10 protein-coding genes are annotated in these 18,655 nt (G+C 75.0%); all 10 read left to right on the forward strand.

What is annotated here, in order from left to right:
* Positions 1-420: AMP-binding enzyme (locus UW392_RS05910; protein ID WP_414495638.1), on the forward strand; the 420-nt coding region annotated here is incomplete at its 5' end.
* Positions 421-574: 154 nt separating this feature from the next.
* Positions 575-2,107, forward strand: coding sequence for a tryptophan 7-halogenase (locus tag UW392_RS05915; protein WP_320773798.1), 1,533 nt, complete (start codon positions 575-577; stop codon positions 2,105-2,107).
* A 144-nt stretch (positions 2,108-2,251) separates the two neighbouring features.
* Positions 2,252-3,448: an isochorismate synthase gene (locus tag UW392_RS05920; protein WP_320773799.1), complete on the forward strand. Its 1,197-nt coding sequence runs from the start codon at positions 2,252-2,254 to the stop codon at positions 3,446-3,448.
* Positions 3,449-3,522: 74 nt separating this feature from the next.
* Positions 3,523-3,762: a phosphopantetheine-binding protein gene (locus UW392_RS05925; protein ID WP_320773800.1), complete on the forward strand. Its 240-nt coding sequence runs from the start codon at positions 3,523-3,525 to the stop codon at positions 3,760-3,762.
* A complete protein-coding gene (locus tag UW392_RS05930; RefSeq protein WP_320773801.1) occupies positions 3,759-4,631 on the forward strand; it encodes a siderophore-interacting protein in 873 nt (290 codons plus the stop codon). Before UW392_RS05925 ends, UW392_RS05930 begins: the two co-directional genes overlap by 4 nt.
* A 62-nt stretch (positions 4,632-4,693) precedes the next feature.
* Positions 4,694-5,695: an ABC transporter substrate-binding protein gene (locus UW392_RS05935; RefSeq protein WP_320773802.1), complete on the forward strand. Its 1,002-nt coding sequence runs from the start codon at positions 4,694-4,696 to the stop codon at positions 5,693-5,695.
* A complete protein-coding gene (locus tag UW392_RS05940; protein WP_320773803.1) occupies positions 5,692-6,714 on the forward strand; it encodes a FecCD family ABC transporter permease in 1,023 nt (340 codons plus the stop codon). Before UW392_RS05935 ends, UW392_RS05940 begins: the two co-directional genes overlap by 4 nt.
* Complete coding sequence (locus UW392_RS05945; protein WP_414495642.1) at positions 6,711-7,736, forward strand: FecCD family ABC transporter permease; 1,026 nt, start codon at positions 6,711-6,713, stop codon at positions 7,734-7,736. Before UW392_RS05940 ends, UW392_RS05945 begins: the two co-directional genes overlap by 4 nt.
* Entirely contained in the window at positions 7,733-8,518 is a 786-nt protein-coding gene (locus UW392_RS05950; RefSeq protein ID WP_320773804.1) for an ABC transporter ATP-binding protein, read from the forward strand. The genes UW392_RS05945 and UW392_RS05950 overlap by 4 nt, the downstream gene beginning before the upstream one ends.
* A gap of 1 nt (position 8,519) precedes the next feature.
* The gene (locus UW392_RS05955; RefSeq protein WP_320773805.1) at positions 8,520-18,620 is read left to right on the forward strand and encodes a non-ribosomal peptide synthetase; all 10,101 of its coding nucleotides are present in this window, start codon (positions 8,520-8,522) and stop codon (positions 18,618-18,620) included.
* The last annotated feature ends 35 nt before the right edge of the window (positions 18,621-18,655 follow it).

Genomic DNA, 18,655 nt, shown 5'->3' on the forward strand with positions numbered 1-18,655 from the left:
CGCTCCTTCACCGAGGACGGCTTCTACCGCACCGGCGACATCGTCCGCCGCACCCCCACCGGCCACCTCGTCGTCGAGGGCCGCGCGAAGGACCAGATCAACCGCGGCGGCGAGAAGATCGCACCCGAGGAGGTCGAGAACGTCATCCTCGGCCACCCGTCCGTGCACGACGTCTCCGTGGTGGCCGTGCCCGACGAGTTCCTCGGCGAGCGCACCCTCGCCTACGTGATCCCGCGCGAGGGTGCGGAGCCGCTCAGGGCGAAGCACATCAGGGCGTTCGTCCGCGAACGCGGCATAGCCGCCTACAAGGTCCCCGACCTGGTGGAGTTCGTCGACGCCTTCCCGCGGACCGGCGTGGGCAAGGTCAGCAAGAAGCACCTGCGGTCGGCGGCGGCCCCCTCCCCCGCCGAGCCGACTTAGGCTAGCCTAACTTTCGCGATCGAGGTCGCCGCGGCCGCCCCGGGCCCCCCTTACGGTGCGGCCGGTCTCCGGCGCCCCCGCCGCCCCGTCGGCCGCCCGCGCACCCGGCGCGCACCGCTCGACCGTCCGCGGCCCCAGCTCCAGGGAGAGTCACATGACCACGCCCGAGCACGCCCCGCACACCGACACCACGCACCCCACCGAGTCCCCCGACGTCATCGTGGTCGGCGGCGGCCCCGGCGGCTCCACCACCGCCGCCCTGGTCGCCATGGCCGGCCACAGGGTGCTGCTGCTGGAGAAGGAGACCTTCCCCCGCCACCAGATCGGCGAGTCGCTGCTCCCGGCGACCATCCACGGCATCTGCCGCTTCCTCGGCGTCCACGAGGAGATGGAGAAGGCCGGGTTCATGCCCAAGCGCGGCGGGACGTTCCGCTGGGGCACCAACCCCGAGCCGTGGAACTTCCTCTTCGCCTACTCGCCCTTGATGTCCGGCCCGACCTCCACGGCCTACCAGGTCGAGCGGATGAAGTTCGACAAGATCCTGCTCGACAACGCCCGCCGGGTCGGTGTCGACGTGCGCGAACGGTGCGCGGCCGTCGCCACGCTGACCGAGGGCGACCGCGTGACGGGCCTGCGCTGGACGGACGGCGACGGCCGCACCCACGAGACCTCCGCGCGGTACGTGGTGGACGCCTCCGGCAGCAACAGCCGGCTGGCCCGCACGGTCGGCGAGCGCAACTACTCCGACTTCTTCCGCAACGTCGCCCTCTACGGCTACTACGAGGGCGGCAAACGGCTGCCCGGACCCGACGCGGGCAACATCCTCTGCTGCGCCTGGGACGACGGCTGGTTCTGGTACATCCCGCTCACCGACACGCTCACCAGCGTCGGCGCCGTGGTCAACCGCTCCCGGGCCGGTCTCCTCTCGCGCGACCCCGAGGCCGCCATGAAGGGGTTCATCGAGCGCGCCCCCATGATCAAGGACTACCTCTCCGACGCCACCCGGGTCACCGAGGGACCCTACGGCCGGCTGCGCGTCCGCAAGGACTACTCGTACGCCATGGAGCGGTTCTGGCAGCCCGGGATGGTGCTGGTCGGCGACGCGGCCTGCTTCGTCGACCCGGTCTTCTCCACCGGCGTGCACCTCGCCACCTACGGCGGCCTGCTGGCGGCCCGCTCGCTGAACAGCGTGCTCGCGGGGAACCTGGCGGAGGAGCGTGCCTTCGGCGAGTTCGAGCGCCGCTACCGCCGCGAGTACGGCGTCTTCTACGAGTTCCTCCTCGCCTTCTACGACATGCAGCAGGGCGAGGACTCGTACTTCTGGCAGGCGCGCAAAGCCTCCCGGGCCGACGCCACCGACCTGCGGGCCTTCGTGGAACTGGTGGGCGGGGTCTCGGCGGTCGGCGCGGGCGAGACGGCGCTGATGGACCCCGAGGCCCTCAGGGAGCGCTTCGGCGCCTCGTCGAAGGAGCTCGCCGACGCGGTCGACCGGACCGGGCCGATGCAGACGGAGAGCGGCGAGCGGATGGGCGAGCTGTTCGGCACGCAGGTGGTGACGGACGTGATGCAGGGCATGAACGAGATCCAGGCGCGCGCCTCGCTCGGCGGCACCACCAGTCTCGAACGCCCCCTTTTCACCGACGGGTTGGTCGCTTCCGCCGACGGGCTCGGATGGGTCCTGCCCTGACGGGTCGTCACCGGGACAACACGGACAGCGTGTTGTTGCCCCTTGCCAGACAGGCCCCCACTTAGGTTAGCCTTACTTCGCTTGTGGCAAGGACCTGTTGATCGGCGGCACGCCCTCGGGCACCGGAGAAAGGGATTCGCCAACGTGTCCGTATCCGCACTGGTGCGTCCACTCCCGGAGCACCTCTCCGCCGACCTGCTGGCGGCCTACCTGACCGGTTCGTTCTACTTCTCCTCGGGGCGCGGCACGCTGCTCGCCGACGGTGTGCACGCCCGGGTCCGCCCCGGGCACGGCACCCGGGCCGCGGCCGCCGCCGAGGCGCTGGACGCGGCCGTCGCGGCGGGACTGTCCGACCCCGTCGTCGTCGGGGCGGTCGGCTTCCGCCCGGACGACGAGGCCGGCCTGGTGGTGCCCGCCCTGGTGCGGCGCGCGGGTCCGCCCGCGGAGACCCGCGTCCACGACCCGCTGCCCGGCACCGGGTGGCATCTCGCGCGCCGTCCCGGGCCTGACGGGTACACCGACGCGGTCCGCCGGGCGCTGAAGCTGATAGACAGCGGCGAGCTGAGCAAGGTCGTACTGGCCCGCTGCCTGGAGCTGACCGCCGGCGCCCCGGTGCGGGTGCCCTCGCTGCTGACCCGGCTGGTCCACACCGACCCGGGCGCCCACGCCTTCGCCGTCGACGTCACCGCGCCCGGCGACCGCGCCCCGCGGACCCTGGTGGGCGCCAGCCCCGAGCTGCTGGTCTCCCGGCGCGGCGCGGTGGTCATCGCCAATCCGCTGGCCGGGTCGGCCCCCAGATCCGGCGACGCCGCGGAGGACCGGGAGCGGATCGCGCGGCTGCGCGCCTCGGCCAAGGACCTCGGTGAACACGCCCACACCGCCCGGCAGGTGGCCGAGGTGCTCGGCCGCCACTGCGTCGACCTGGACGTGCCGGCGCGGCCCGAGGTGATCGGGACCCCGACCATGTGGCACCTGTCGACCCGGATCACCGGGCGGCTGCGCGACCCCGCGGACCCGGCCTCCTCCGCCCTCGGCCTGGCGGAGGCGCTGCACCCGACCCCGGCGGTCGGCGGCGTCCCCACCGCCGGGGCGCTCGCCGCCATAGCGGCCCTGGAACCCGAGGACCGCGGCTACTACGCGGGCATGGTCGGCTGGACCGGCGCGGACGGCGACGGCGAGTGGGCCGTCACCATCCGCAGCGCCGAGGTCTGCGACCGTACGGTCCGCCTGTTCGCCGGGGCCGGGATCGTGGCCGGTTCGGACCCCGCGGCCGAACTCGCCGAGACCTCCGCCAAGTTCCGCACGCTGCTGCGTGCCCTCGGCCTGGCGGACGTGGCGTGACACCGCGCGACGTCCCCGGGACGACCACCTCATCCGACGCGCCGCCGGCGCCCGCACCCACAGGAGTGACGCCGATGACCCAGGACCTCTCCCCCGACCGCATCCGCGCGGACGTCGCGGAACTGCTCGGCTGCGACCCCGCCGAGATCGAGCCCGACGAGAACCTCCGCGACCTCGGTCTCGACTCGGTGCGGCTGATGACCCTGGTCGAGCGCTGGCGCGCGACCGGCGCGGACACGCTCGAACTCCCCGACCTGGCCGAGCGGCCCGAACTGGCGCACTGGACGACGCTGCTGACGGGTGAGAAGGCGTGATCAGCACCGGACACCGGCACCTGGACCGGATCGCGGAGGTCCGCGCGGGCACCCGCCCGGAGAAGGTGCGCTACCCGATCCGCGTCCGTGAGACGCGGGTCGTGCGCACCGCCATGGTCGGCGGCGGCCTGCTGCGGGTGACGCTCGGCGGCCCCGGCACCGAGGGCTTCGAGGCGCACTCGCCGATCGACCACGTCCGGCTGCTCTTCCCCGACCCCGACGGCACGCTGCGCCTGCCCGTGCCCGACGGCGACCTGCTGCGCTGGCCGCGGCCTTCGCCCACGTCACGGGAGTACACCGTGCGCCGCTACGACCCGGTGGCGGGCGAGATCGACATCGACGTCGCGCCGCACGAGGGCGGGCTGGCGGCGGACTGGGCGCGGGACGCCGTGCCCGGCACCGTGATCCACGTGGCGGGCCCGCCCGGCGGGCTGTTCGTGCCGTTCGCCTACGACCGCTACCTGTTCGCCGGGGACATCACGGCGCTGCCCGCGATCGCCCGCTGGCTGGAGGAACTGCCGCGCACCGCGCGGGGCTGGGCGTACGTGGAGGTCGCCGACGCGTCCGAGGAGATCGCGCTGTCCGCGCCCGACGGGGTCGAGGTGACCTGGCTGCACCGCGGCGGCCGACCGCCGGGCACGGGCGACGCGCTGGCGCGGGCGGTCATGGCCACCGCCGTGCCCGAGGGCGAGCGGCTGTACGCGTGGATCGCGGGCGAGGCGGGCCAGATCAGACCGCTGCGCCGCTGGGTCCGCGACGAACTGGGGCTGAAACGGCCCGACGTCGAGATCTCCGGCTACTGGAAGCGCGGGATCGCCGACTTCGACGACGAGGACGAGCACCCCCACGAGCACCCGCACGAGCACTGACGCTCGCACCTTTCCGTAAGTCCTCTGCAGCACTGTCCTGTACATCCCAGAAGGAGTAGCGCATGTTGGCACACAGACCGGCGGCCGTCGTCGGTGCCCTGGCCCTGGCACTGACCCTCACCGCGTGCGGGTCGTCGGACGACGACTCGTCGACCACGTCCGGGAAGAAGAGCGAGACCCGCGTCTTCGCCGCGGACAACGGCAAGATCACCATTCCCGCGGATCCGCAGCGCGTGGTGGCCACCGGTTACGCCGTGCCCGCCCTGATCGAGGGCGACGCCCCGCTGGTCGGGATCTCCTCGTGGCAGCGCGGGGAGCCCATGATGAGCGACGACGACCTGGCCACGTACAAGAAGCTGACCAAGGTCGCGGGCGAGCAGGCCGCCGAGACCAACTACGAGGCCATAGCCGAGGCCGAGCCCGACCTGATCGTGCTGGGCGTGCCGACACCGGTCCTCGGCGACATCGACATGGACCGGCTGAAGTCGATCGCGCCGGTGGTGGCGGTGGGCCCGACCGTGCCGTCGCAGTGGCGCGAGGTGTCCCGCAAGCACGCCGACGCCGCGGGTGTCCTGGAGAACTACAACAGCACCAAGGCCGCGTACGACGAGAAGGCGGCCGGGCTGAAGGAGAAGTACGCCGACGCCCTGAAGGGGCTGAAGTTCGGCCACGTCGGCGCGTACGGCGACACCTCCAAGGGCACCTTCCAGCGCGAGTTCGGCGGTTCCTGGGGCACGAGCGTCGCCCAGGACGTCGGCGCCACGTACTACGGCAAGGTCAAGAAGGCCGGCCCCGGCTCCCAGTCGGTCAGCGAGTACCCCTCCATCGAGGAACTCCCCGACTCGCTGGGCGAGGCCGACGTCATCACCTACTCGGTCAACCCCGACGGCAGCGTCCCGGAGTCGGTCCAGTACGTCCTGGACTCCAAGCTGTGGAAGAACCTGCCCGCGGTCAAGGAGAAGATGACCTTCCCGATCGCCTACACCGAGGCCGCGACCTACGGTGACGCCCAGAAAACCCTCGACGCGATCGACAAGTCGTTCGCACCGCTGCTGGACCGTTGACCGTCGGGGACCGGACCGCCGGGGCGGCGGGGACCGGGCGGAAGCCGCCGCGGACCGGCCTCCTCGTCGGCGGCCTCGTGCTGCTGGCCGCCGTCGCCGTGCTCAGCATCGGCGTCGGCGCCCACCACGTCCCGCCCGCCGAGGTGGTGCGGGCCCTGTTCGACAACCGGGGGACGGACGAGCACGTGATCGTACGGGAGGTCAGGGCGCCGCGCGCGCTGCTGGCCGTCGCGGTGGGCGCCGCGCTGGCGGTGGCGGGCGCCCTGATCCAGACGCTGGCCCGCAACCCGCTGGCCGAGCCGGGCATCCTCGGCGTCACCGCGGGCGCCGGATTCGCCGTCACCGTCGGTTCGGCGCTCGGCCTGGCCGGCGCGCAGGCGGGCCAGTTGCTCTGCGCCGTCGTCGGCTCGGTCGTCGCCGCGCTGCTGGTGATGTCGGTCGGGCGGCGCTCGCCGCTGCGGCTGGTCCTGACCGGCGTGGCGCTGACCGCGGTGCTCAACGGCGTCGCGCTCGGCCTGCGGCTGATGCTGCCGGACGTCTTCGACGCCTACCGGTTCTGGTCGGTGGGCACGCTGGCCGGACGCGAACAGGCGCCGCTGGCCTGGCCGTTGATCGCGATCGGGGTGTCCCTGCTCGGCGCGCTGCTGCTGAGCCGGTCGCTGGACGCCCTGGCGCTCGGCGAGAACGTCGCGCGGACGCTGGGAGCGCGGGTGACCCGCGTCCGGGCCGTCACACTGGTGCTGATCACCGTGCTGAGCGGGGCCGCCACGGCGGTGGCCGGGCCGATCCTGTTCGTCGGGCTGATCGTGCCGCACCTGGTGCGGCGGCTCGCCGCAGGTTCCGTGCCCTGGCTGCTGCTGTACTCGATGGTGCTGGGGCCGGTGCTGCTGCTGGTCGCCGACATCGGCTCGCGGGTGCTGCTGCCCACCGGTGAGGTGCCGGTGGCGATCGTGACCGCGTTCCTCGGCGGGCCCATGCTGATCTGGGCCGTCCGCCGCTACGGGGCGGGGTCGCTGTGATCGCGGCACCCGGGCTGCGGCCCGCCCGGATCGCGGCCGCCGCGCGCGCGGGCCGCCGTACCGTCGTGGTCTGCGCGGTCCTGGCCGCCCTGACGCTCGGCCTCGGCCTGCTCGGACTCTGCTACGGGGCGTCCTGGTCCTCCCCGGCCGAGGTGCTGGCGGTCCTCACCGGGGCGGAGCGTTCGGTGGTGATCTCCGAGTGGCGGCTGCCGCGGGTGGCGGCCGGGCTGGTGTTCGGCGCGGCGCTCGGCGTGGCCGGCGCGCTGTTCCAGAACCTGACGCGCAACCCGCTGGGCAGCCCCGACGTCATCGGCCTCGACGCGGGCGCGTACACCGGCGCGCTGTTCGCCCTGACGGTGCTCTCCGGCACCTCCGCGCAACTGGCGGGCGCCTCGCTGGCCGGCGGGCTGCTGGTGGCCGCCGTGGTCTACCTGCTCGCCGCCGACCGGGGCTTCTCCGGGCTGCGGCTGGTGGTGATCGGCATCGCCGTCAACGCGATGGTGACGGCGCTGAACTCGTGGATCGTGCTCCGCGCCGACCTGGAGATCGCGATCGCCGCGGTGGGCTGGAGCGCCGGTTCGCTCAACGGCGTCGACTGGGGGGACCTGACGATCCCGTTCTCGGTGATCGCCGTCCTGCTGGCGCTGATCGCCGTCCGCGGCGGGGCCGTGCACCAGGCGCTGCTCGGCGACGCCCTCGCGGTGACGACCGGCGTGTCGCTGGGCCGGCTGCGGCTGCTGATGGTGCTGGTCGGCGTCGGCTGCACGGCGACGGTGACCGCGGTGGCCGGACCGATCGCGTTCATCGCGCTGGCCGCCCCGCAGATCGGCCGGCGGCTCGCGGGCGCGCCCGGCATCCCCCTGCTGCCGGCCGCGCTGACCGGTGCCGTGCTGTTGCAGGGCGCCGACCTGATCGCCCAGGCGCTCCTCGCGCCGGTGGCGCTGCCGGTCGGCGTGGTGAGCACCGCGATCGGCGGCTGCTATCTCATCTGGCTGCTGACCAAGGAGGTGGGGCGCGCGTGACCGCACGCCTGACCGCGCGGGACATCACCCTGCGCTACGGCGACCGCGTGGTCTCCACACGGCTGAGCCTCGACATCCCCGACGGGGCGTTCACCGCGGTCGTCGGGCCCAACGCCTGCGGCAAGTCGACGCTGCTGCGCGCGTTCGTCCGGCTGCTGCGCCCCGAGGAGGGGCACGTGGCGCTGGACGGGCGGGACGTCGGCGGCTACCCGTCGAAGGCGCTGGCCAAGCAGCTCGGGTTCCTGCCGCAGGACCCGGTCGCCCCCGACGACATCAAGGTCCGTCAGCTCGTGGCCCGGGGGCGGTTCCCGCACCAGTCGCTGCTGACGGTGTGGTCGGCGGGCGAGGAGGAGGCCGTGGAGGAGGCGATGGCCGCCGCCGGGGTCGCCGACCTCGCCGGGCGTCCCGTCCAGGAGCTGTCCGGCGGCCAGCGGCAGCGGGTGTGGATCGCCATGGTGCTGGCGCAGCGCACCCCGTACCTGCTGCTGGACGAGCCCACGTCGTTCCTCGACATCACGCACCAGTACCAGTTGCTGGGCCTGCTGGCCCGGCTGCGCGACCAGGGCCGCACCGTCATCGCGGTCCTGCACGACATCAACCAGGCCTGCCGGTTCGCCGATCATCTGGTGGCCGTGCGGGCCGGCCGGGTGGTCGCCGAGGGCAAGCCGTCGGACATCGTCGACGCCACGCTGATGAAGGACGTCTTCGACCTGCCGAGCGTCATCGTCCCGGACCCGGTGACCGGAACCCCGATGGTCGTCCCCACGCTGCAAGGAGAGTGAGTTGACCCCCTCACGCGTCCCCTCGGACCGTCTGCTCCCGCTGACCGGCGCACAGGCGGGCATCTGGAACGCGCAACGCCTGGAGCCGGACTCCCCGTACTACGTGGTCGGCGACGTGGTGGAGATCCGCGGCGACGGGCCGGTGGACGCGCACGCGCTGGCGGAGGCCGTCCGCGCGGTCAACGAGGAGGCCGAGAGCCTCCGGCTGCGGGTGTACGACACGCCGGAGGGGCCGCGGCAGCGGGTGAGCGACACGCCGGTGGAGCTGCCGGAGATCATCGATCTGACCGGCGGGGCCGATCCCGCCGCGGCCGCCGCGGCGCTGGTCGCGGCCGAACGGGACCGGGCGGCCGTCGTGTGCCAGGCGATGGTGGACCGGCCGCTGTACTCGCCGGTCGTCATCCGGGTGTCGGACCGTGAGGTCTGGTACACGCAGATGGGCCACCATCTGGTCATCGACGGGTACAGCGGGGCGATGCTGGCCCGCCGCACCGCCGCGCGCTACACCGCGCTGGTGCGGGGGGCCGAGCCGCCGCGCTCCACGTTCGGGACGATCGAGGGGCTGGTCGCCGCCGACCGGGCCTACCGGGAGAGCGAACGGGCGGCGGAGGACCGCGCGTACTGGGTGGACCGGTTCACACCGCTGCCCGACGTGGGCGACGCGCCGGCCGCCGTCGGGCCGCCCGGACCGGCCCTGACCGCCCGCGCGGAGCTGACGGCCGGGGACACGGCCCGGCTGAAGGCCTTCGCCGACCGGGAGGGTGTCACCTGGGGCGAGGCGCTGATCGCCTGTTACGCCGCGTTCCTCCAGCGGATGCTGGGCCGCGACGACGTGGTGTTCGCGCTGCCGCTGATGTGCCGTACGGAGCCGGTGGAGCTGCGCACCCCGGCGATGGCGGTCAACGTGCTGCCGCTGCGGGTGTCCGTCCGGGGCTCCGACGGCTTCGGGGAGCTGACCCGGCGGGTCGCCGGAATCCTCAAGGAGGTCCGGGCGCACCAGCGGTACCGGGGCGAGGACCTGCCCCGGGACCTCGCGGTGCCGGGCGCGGGCGCGCTGCTGCACGGACGGGGCATCAACCTCAAGGCGTTCGACCTGGCGCTGGACTTCGCCGGGGCGCGCGGCGTGATGCGCAACGTCGCCGGGGGGCCGCCGGAGGACATGGGACTGAGCGTGCTGCCCGCGCCCGACGGCGGGCTGTACCTCGGCTTCGAGGTGGACTCCCGGAGCAACGACCAGGCCGCCGTCGACGCCAGACTGACCGCGCTGCGGGCGCTGCTGGCCGGGCTGCTCGACGGACTGCCGGTGGGCGGGGTGCCGCTGGACCCGGCCGGGATGCCGGACCGGTGGCGGCCCGGCCCGCTGCCCGGCGCGCCGCTCGACGTGCCGGCGGCGTTCGACGCGATGATCGCCGCCGCGCCGGGGCGTACGGCTCTGGTCTGCGGCGACGACCGGCTGACGGCGGAGGAACTGGCGGACCGGGTGCACCGGCTGGCCCGCGCGCTGCGGGCCCGCGGGGTCGGACCGGACGACGTCGTGGCGCTGGCCCTGCCCCGCTCCGCCGACCTGGTGGTGGCGCTGCTGGCGGTGCTGGACGCGGGTGCCGCGTTCCTGCCGCTGGACGTCGCCCATCCGCCGGAGCGGCTGCGCGCGCTGATCGACGACGCCCGTCCGGCGCTGGTGGTGACGGACGGCACGGTCGGCGGTGTGGACCTGGAGGTGCTGCTCGGCGAGGCGAAGGCGCTGACCGGGGAGCCGCTCGCGGTTTCCGACCTCGCGGCGCCCCGCCATCCCGAGCATCTCGCCTACGTCATCCACACCTCCGGTTCGACGGGCCGGCCCAAGGGCGTGCTCGGCCGGGCCGGGGGTCTTGCCGCGCTCCTGCACCACCAGCGGAACACGGTCGTCGCGGAGGCCGAGCGCTCCGCCGGGCGGCGGCTGCGCGTCGCGCACACGTACTCCTTCGCGTTCGACTCCGCCTTCGACCACCTGGTGTGGCTGCTGTGCGGGCACGAACTCCACGTCTACGACGCCGAGACGGCCCGCGACGCCGACGCGCTGCTCGCCGCGTACGCCCGGGACGGCATCGACGTCGTCGACACCACGCCGTCGATGGCGGCGCCGCTGGTCGACGGCGGGCTGCTGGAGCTGCGGCCGACGCTGCTGGTGCTCGGCGGGGAGGCCACCCCGGCCGCGCTGTGGCGGCGGGTCGCCGAGTCCGGGATCACCGCCCGGAACATGTACGGGCCGACCGAGGCGACCGTCGACTCCACGGCCGCGGCCGTCACCGGCGAGGAGCCGACGATCGGCCTGCCCCTCGCGGGCACCCGGGCCTACGTCCTGGACGCCGCCCTGCACCCGGTGCCGGCGGGGACGGTGGGCGAGCTGTACCTGGCGGGCCCGCACCTGGCCCGCGGCTACCTGGACCGCCCCGGCGCGACCGCCGACCGCTTCGTCGCCGATCCGTACGGCCCGCCCGGCGCCCGCATGTACCGCACGGGCGACCTGGCCCGGTGGGTCCCGGACCGCGGCCTCGACTACCTCGGCCGGGCCGACGGACAGGTGAAGATCCGGGGTCACCGGGTGGAGACGGGCGAGGTGGAGGCCGCGCTCGCGACGGCACCGGGGGTGGCGGCGGCGGCCGCCGCCGTCCGGGCGGGGCGGCTGATCGGGTACGTGATCCCGACGTCCACGTCCACGTCCACGTCCACGTCCACGGCGGACGGTCCCGGTTCCCCCGGCACCCCGGCGAACGGCGTCGAAGGGCCGGGCGGCGAGGGCCTCGGTCTCAGCGGGGACGAGGTCCGTGCCCATCTGTCCGGGCTCCTGCCCGACCACCTCGTGCCCGCCGTCGTCGTCGTGCTCGACGCCCTGCCGCTCACTCCCAACGGGAAGCTGGACCGGGCCGCGCTGCCCGCGCCCGCCGTCGCCGGGGGCAGCCGGGAGCCGGTCACCGAGCGGGAGCGGCTGCTGTGTGCCGCCGTCGCCGAGGTGTTCGAGGTGGACCGCGTCGGTGCCGACGACGACTTCTTCTCGCTCGGCGGGGACAGCATCAGCGCGATCACCGTCAGCAGCAGGCTGCGCGCCCGGGGTCTGGAGCTGCGGCCCCGGGACCTGCTGGCCCGCCGCAGCTTCGCCTCCCTGGCCGCCTCCGCCGAGCAGGTGGCGGCCGAGGAAGGGGAGGCGGCCGACGACCCGACGGGTCCGGTGCCCGCGCCGCCGATCGTGCGCGCCCTGCTCGACGCGCACCGGGACGTCGGCGCCGTCGCGGGGTACGCCCAGTGGACGGCGCTGCGGGTGACCGGACTCGCCCACGGCGACCTGGTCACGGGGGTGCGCGCGGTGCTGGAGCGGCACGACGCGCTGCGTCTGCGCGTCGGTGCCTCGGGCGTTCTGGACGTGCGGCCCGCCGGGTCGGTCCGGGCCGTCGTCACCGAGGAGCACGGTACGGACGCGGCGACGGTGGCCCGGCGCCTGGCGGACGGACTCGACCCGTGCGCCGGAGACCTGGTACGGGCCGCGCTCGTCCGCGCGGGCGACGACGGGCCGGACCGGCTCGTCCTGGTCGTGCACCACCTCGCCATGGACGGCGTGTCCTGGCGTGTCCTCCTGCCCGACCTGCACACGGCCTGCGCGGGCGGTGTCCTCACCCGCACCGGCGCGTCCTGGCGGCGGCACGCGCTGCTCCTCGCGGAACGCGGCACGTCCGGCGCCCACCGGACCGAACTCCCCTACTGGCGGGCCGCGCTGGACTCGGCCACCCGTGTCGGCGCCCGCCCCCTGGACCAGACCCGGGACACGGTCGCCACCGCCCACCGGTCGCTGACCGTCGCCTCCCCGGACGTCACCGAGGCGCTGCTGACCACGCTTCCGGCGGCCTACCGCGCGGGCGTCGACGAGGTGCTGCTCGCGGCGCTCGTCCTGACGCTGCGGAGCTGGGGCGCGGGCGGCGACGCGGTGACCGTCACCCTGGAGGGGCACGGCCGGGAGGACCTGGACCTGTCCCGTACGGTCGGCTGGTTCACCAGCGAGTACCCGGTGCGCGTACCGGCGTCCGGGGACGTCGCGGACGTGCTCCGCGCGGCGAAGGAGGCCAAGCGGGGGGTGCCGGGCGCCGGCATCGGCTACGGCGTGCTGCGCCACCTGGACGCGGAGGCGGGCGCCGGGCTGGCCGCCGTACCGCCGCCGGACGTGCTGCTGAACTACCTGGGCCGGTTCGCGCCGCCGCCCGACGGCGGGTGGCTGCTGCCGGAGCGGGACGCCTTCTCGGTGCACGAGCCGGACGCGAAGGCGCTGGAGCAGCTGCTGGCCCTCAACTGCTTCGTGCACGAGGAGGGCGCGCCGCGCCTGGCCGTCGAGTGGACGGCCGCGGGCGAGGTGGTCGGCGCCGACGCGCTGACCGCCCTCCAGGGTCACTGGGCGGCGGCGCTGGACGCGCTGGCCGAGCACGCCCGTACCGCCGTCGGCGGGCTGACCCCGTCGGACCTGCCGCTGGTCCGCGTCGACCAGGACACGATCCACGCCCTGGAGCGCTCGGGCCGGATCGAGGACGTGTGGCCCGCGACGCCCCTCCAGGTCGGGCTCTCCTTCCACACGCTGCTCCGCGACGCGACGGACGCCGACGCGGACGTCTACGTCGTCCAGGCCGTGACGACCCTGGAGGGCGAACTGGACCCCGGCCGGATGGCCGAGGCCGCGCGGGAGCTGCTGCGCCGCACGCCCTCGCTCCGCGTCCACCTGGCCCAGGCCGGGGACGACGTGGTGCAGGTGGTGCCGGGCGAGGTGACCCTGGAGTGGCGGCACGACGACCGGTTCCCGGAGGCCGCCCGGGAGGAGCTGGCGCGGCCCTTCGACCCGGTCGCTCCCCCGCTGATCCGGTTCCTGCTCTGCCGTACCGGCCCGGCCGCGCACAAGCTGGTGATCACCAATCACCACGCGCTGCTCGACGGCTGGTCCATGCCGCTGGTCGGCCGCGCCCTGCTGGGCATCTACGCCGAGCTGGGCGGCGGCCCGCAGGTCCCGCCGGCCGCCGACGTCACCGCGTACTACCGGTGGCTGGACGGCCGTGACCGCGCGGCGTCCCTGGCGGCGTGGCGCGAGGTCCTGTCCGGTGTCGACGGCTCGACGCGGCTGGCCCCGGCGAGCACGGGCAGCGGCGTGGAGCGGCCCGAGCGGGTCGCGGTCGAGCTGGGCCGGGAGTTCAGCGACCGGCTGCGCGCCTTCGCCCGTGAGCGGGGCGTCACCCTGACCACGGTGCTCCAGACGGCCTGGGGCCTGCTCCTCGGCCGGCTCACCGGCCGCCGCGACGTGGTCTTCGGCTGCCCGGTCTCCGGCCGGCCCGCCGAGGTCGACGGCGTGGAGTCGATGATCGGCCAGCTCGGCACCACCATCCCCGTACGGGTGCGGCACACCCAGGACGGGTCGGTGGGGGAGCTGCTGGAGCGGGTGCACGCCGAGAGCGTCGCGCTCGCCGACCACCACTACGTGGGCCTGCCCGAGATCCAGCGGGCGGCGGGCGCCGGCGACCTGTTCGACACCATGCTGGTCATGGAGAACTTCCCGCTCTCCAGCCGCGACCGCACCCCCTTCGCCCCGGGCCTGGACCTGGCCGGGGTGGACATCACCGACGCCACGCACTACGCGCTGACGGTCATCGTCCTGCCCGGGGACGGGATCACGATCGGACTGGGTTACCAGCCGCGCGCGTTCACCGAGGAGACGGTCCGCGGCTACGGCCGCTGGCTGCACCGCCTGCTGCACGGAATCGTCGACGACCCCGACCGGCCGGCGCTCGCGCTGCCGCTGCTCGACGGGGCCGAGCGGGAGCGGATGCTGCGTACCGGCACGGAGGTCGTCCCGGCGAAGCGACGCGGGCCCTGGCTGGCGGAGTTCGCCGCCTGGGTGCGCCGCAAGCCCGACGCGGAGGCCCTCGTCTGCCGGGACCGCTCCCTCACCTACGCGGAGCTGGACCGGGAGGCCAACCGGCTCGCGCACGCGCTGATCCGGCGGGGCGTACGGCCGCAGGAGCCCGTCGCGGTGCTGCTGGGCCGGGACATCGAGATGACGGTGGCGCTGTTCGGCGTGGTGAAGGCGGGCGCGGTGTACGTGCCGCTGGACCCGAGCCACCCCCGTGACCGGCTGGCGTTCATGCTCGACGACCTCGCCCCGGCCGCCGCCGTCACCACCGGCGCCGATCTGCCCGCCGCGCGGGACATCCCCGTACTGCGGCTGGACGACCCGGCGACGCTCGACGGGCTGCCCGGCACCGACCCGGCCGAGGCGCGGGACCGGCTCACCGAGGACGCGCTGGCGTACGTCATCTACACCTCCGGCACCACCGGACGGCCCAAGGGCGTCGGCGTCACCCACCGCGGCGTGCCGGACCTGATCGCGCTCCAGGAGGAGGTCGTCGGGGTCACCGAGCACGACCGCTACCTGCACTTCGCGTCGACCGGCTTCGACGTGGCGTTCTGGCAGACGATGGTGCCGCTGCTCTCCGGCGGTACGTCCGTCATCGCCCCGGAGGAGGTGCGGGTCCCCGGTGACGAACTCCTCGACTACATCGTCGAGCACCGGGTGACGGGCGTGAACCTGCTGCCGTCCTTCCTCGCCGCGATGCCCGACGACCGCACCGTCGACCCCGACGTGTTCTTCGTCGTCGGCGCCGAACGCCTCGACCCCGAACTGGCCCGCCGCTGGGGCACCGGCCGCCGGGCGCTCTTCAACGCGTACGGCCCGACCGAGGTCACCATCAACTCCGTGACCTGGCACTACGACCCGGACGACACCGGCCCGCTGCCGATCGGCCGGCCCGACCCGAACGTCCGCGCCTACGTCCTGGACGGCGGCCTGCACCCGGTCGGCACCGGGGTGACGGGCGAGCTGTACCTCGCGGGGCCGAGCCTCGCCCGCGGCTACCTCGGCCGGCCGGGGCTGACCGCCGCCGCGTTCACGGCCGACCCGTTCGGCGAGCCGGGTACGCGGATGTACCGCACGGGCGACCTGGTGCGCTGGCGGCCCGACGGACAGCTGGTGTTCCTCGGCCGCGCCGACCACCAGGTGAAGATCCGCGGCTTCCGCGTGGAGCTGGGCGAGATCGAGTCGGCCCTGACCGGCCACCCCGACGTGCGCGCCTGCGCGGTGATCGTGCGCGAGGGCAGGCTGGTCGGCTACGTCATCCCCACCGACGGTGCCCGGCCGGACCCCGCGGCGGTCCGGGCGTACCTGGGTGAGCGGCTGCCCGACCACATGGTGCCGACCGCTCTGGTGGAGCTGGACCGGCTGCCGCTGAGCCCCAGCGGGAAGCTGGACGCCGCCGCGCTGCCCGCGCCCGAGGCGCTGACGGCCCGTCGGCGGGAGCCCGCCACCGAGGCGGAGGCGGTGCTGCTGGGCGTGTTCCGCGCCATTCTCGGCAGTGACGACATCGGGCCCGACGACGACTTCTTCGCCATCGGCGGGGACAGCATCGTCTCCCTCCAGGTGGTGTCGCGGGCCCGGCGCGAGGGGCTCGGGCTGAGCGCGCGGGACGTGTTCGAGGGCGAGACGGTCGCCGGGATCGCGGCCCGCGCCCGGACGCTGGACGACGGCGACGCGCCCGCGGTCGGCGACGCGCCGCTGACCCCGGTCATGCGGGAGCTGCTGGACCGGGCGGGTACCGCCGCCGACGGCTTCTGCCAGTGGGTGGAGGTCGTCGTCCCGCCGGGCGGTGACGAGGAGCGGTGGCGGTCCGTACTGGACGCCGTCCTGGCCCGCCACGACGTGCTGCGGGCCCACCTCGCCGGTGACGTGCTGCGCGTGCCGCCGGTGGGCGCGGTGACGGGCGCGGACGTCCTGACGGCCGTCGCGGCGTCGGGCGACGTCCGGTCGCTGGTCGACGCGTGGACGGCCGCGGCGCGCGACGCGATGGACCCGCGCACCGGTCCGCTGCTGCGGGCGCTGTGGGTGGACGCCGGGCCCTCGGTGCCGGGGCGGCTGGTCCTGATCGCCCATCACCTCGTCGTCGACGGCGTGTCCTGGCGGGTGCTGCTGGACGACGTCCGGCACGTCCACGAGGGCGGTACGCCGGTCCGGCACGGGCAGTCCTTCCTCGGCTGGGCGCGGTCGCTGCGCGAGGCCGACCGGCGGGACGAACTGCCGCACTGGCGGCGGACGACGGCCACCGGGACCCTGGCGGACCGGCCGCTCGACCCGGCCCGGGACACCGTGGCCACCTCGGCGCACCACGAGTTCCACCTGCCCGCGGACGCCACCCGGGCGCTGGTCACGACCCTGCCCGCGGTGCTGCGCTCCACGCCGGACGCGGTGCTGCTCGCGGCGCTGGCTCGGGCGGTACGGGCCTGGCGCGGTGCGCCGCGGCTGCTGGTGGCGCTGGAGAGCCACGGGCGTCCGCCGCAGGTCGACCTCTCGCAGACCGTCGGCTGGTTCACCGCCGTCCACCCCGTGCTGCTCGACGCCGGGGACGACCCGCGGGCGGTGGGCGAACGGCTCCGCGCCCAGGGGGACGGCCTCGGGTACGGCATCCTCACCGCGGCCGGTCTGCTGGACCCGGTCGTGCCCGAGGTGTCCTGGAACTACCTGGGCCGGTTCCCCGGCGCCCCGGCCGAGGAGGCGCCGTGGCAGCCGCCGGCGGACGCCGATCCGCTGGGCTCCGGCGGGTCTCAGGCGCTGCCGCTGCCGTACGCGCTGATGGTCAACGCCCTGGTCCGCGACGACCGGCTCGGGGTGCGGATCACCTGGCCGGGCGGTCTGTTCACGGCCGCCGCGATCGAGGAGCTGGCCGGGCATCTGCGGTCCGCGCTGCTGGGGATCGCGGCGCCGGAGATCGGCGTCCTCGGCGCGGACCGGCCGGTCGCCGAGGTGCAGCCGCTCACTCCGCTCCAGGAGGTGATGGTGCGGCACTCCCGCGCGGAGCGGCCCGACCCGTACACCGTGCAGTCGGTGTTCTCCCTGGCGGGCCCGGTGGACACCGGGGCGCTGCGCGCCGCCGGGGAGGATCTGCTGGCCCGGCATCCGAATCTGGGCGCGGTGTTCCCCGCGGACCTGGCGGTGATCCCCGAGTCACCGCGGCCGGAGTTCCGGGTGGTGGACGGGCCGGAGGCCACGGGGCCGGACGGACCCGCGGACGAGGTGCTCGCCGCCGATCTCGCCGAGCCGTTCGACCTGGCCGAGGGGCCGCTCGTCCGGCTGATGGTGATCCGGCACGGCCCGGACCGCGCCGACCTCGTGCTGACGACCCATCACGTCCTGTCCGACGGCTGGTCGGCGCCCCGCATCCTCGGCGAGCTGTTCGCGCTGTACACGGCGCGGCTGCGGGGCACGGCGCCGGAGCTGCCCGCGCCCGTGCCGTTCGCCGACTACCTGCGCTGGCGGGCGGCGAACGAGCCCGACCTCGACCTGTGGAAGGCCGAGTTGGCGGGTCTCCCCGAGGGCCACTTCCTGAGCGCCGCCGACGCCGATCCGGGCCCCGCCTGGCAGGAGCCGACGGTCTTCACGGTCGGGGCGCCGCTGGTGGCGGAGCTGACGCGGCTCGCCGCGCTCCACGGCCTGACCCGGAACACCCTGGTGCAGGGTGCCTGGGCGGTGCTGCTCGCGCGGCGTTCCGGCCGCGCGGACGTCTGCTTCGGCGCGATGGTCGCCTGCCGGCCACCGGAGCTGCCGGGCGTCGAGGAGATCATCGGGCTGCTGGCCAACACGGTGCCCGTGCGGGCCCGGCTGACCGGCACGCTCGCCGACGCCCTCGCCGCGCTGCAGGCCGGCCAGCGGGCGCTGGTCGACCACCACCACGTGGCCCTCGCGGACCTGGAGCGGCTGACCGGGCGGCGACGGCTCTTCGACAGCCTGGTGGTGTTCGAGAACTATCCGGTCGACCCTGACCGGCTGCGCGAACCGGCCCCGGGGCTCCGGGTCGTCGGCACCCGCTTCCGGGAGGCGACCCACCATCCGGTGACCCTGACGGTCATGCCGGACGGCGACGCCTGGACCGGCGTCCTCGCGGCCCGCGCGGGGGTGCCGGCGGACGGCCTCGCCGAGGAACTCCTCGCCCTGCTCGCCACTCTGGGCGACCACCTGCACGACGACATCGGCGATCTCCTGGAGCGGCCGTGACCAAGGACGCCGCTGTGCCGGCCCCGCCCGCGCGG

It is taken from the genome of Streptomyces sp. CRN 30, assembly GCF_034105845.1.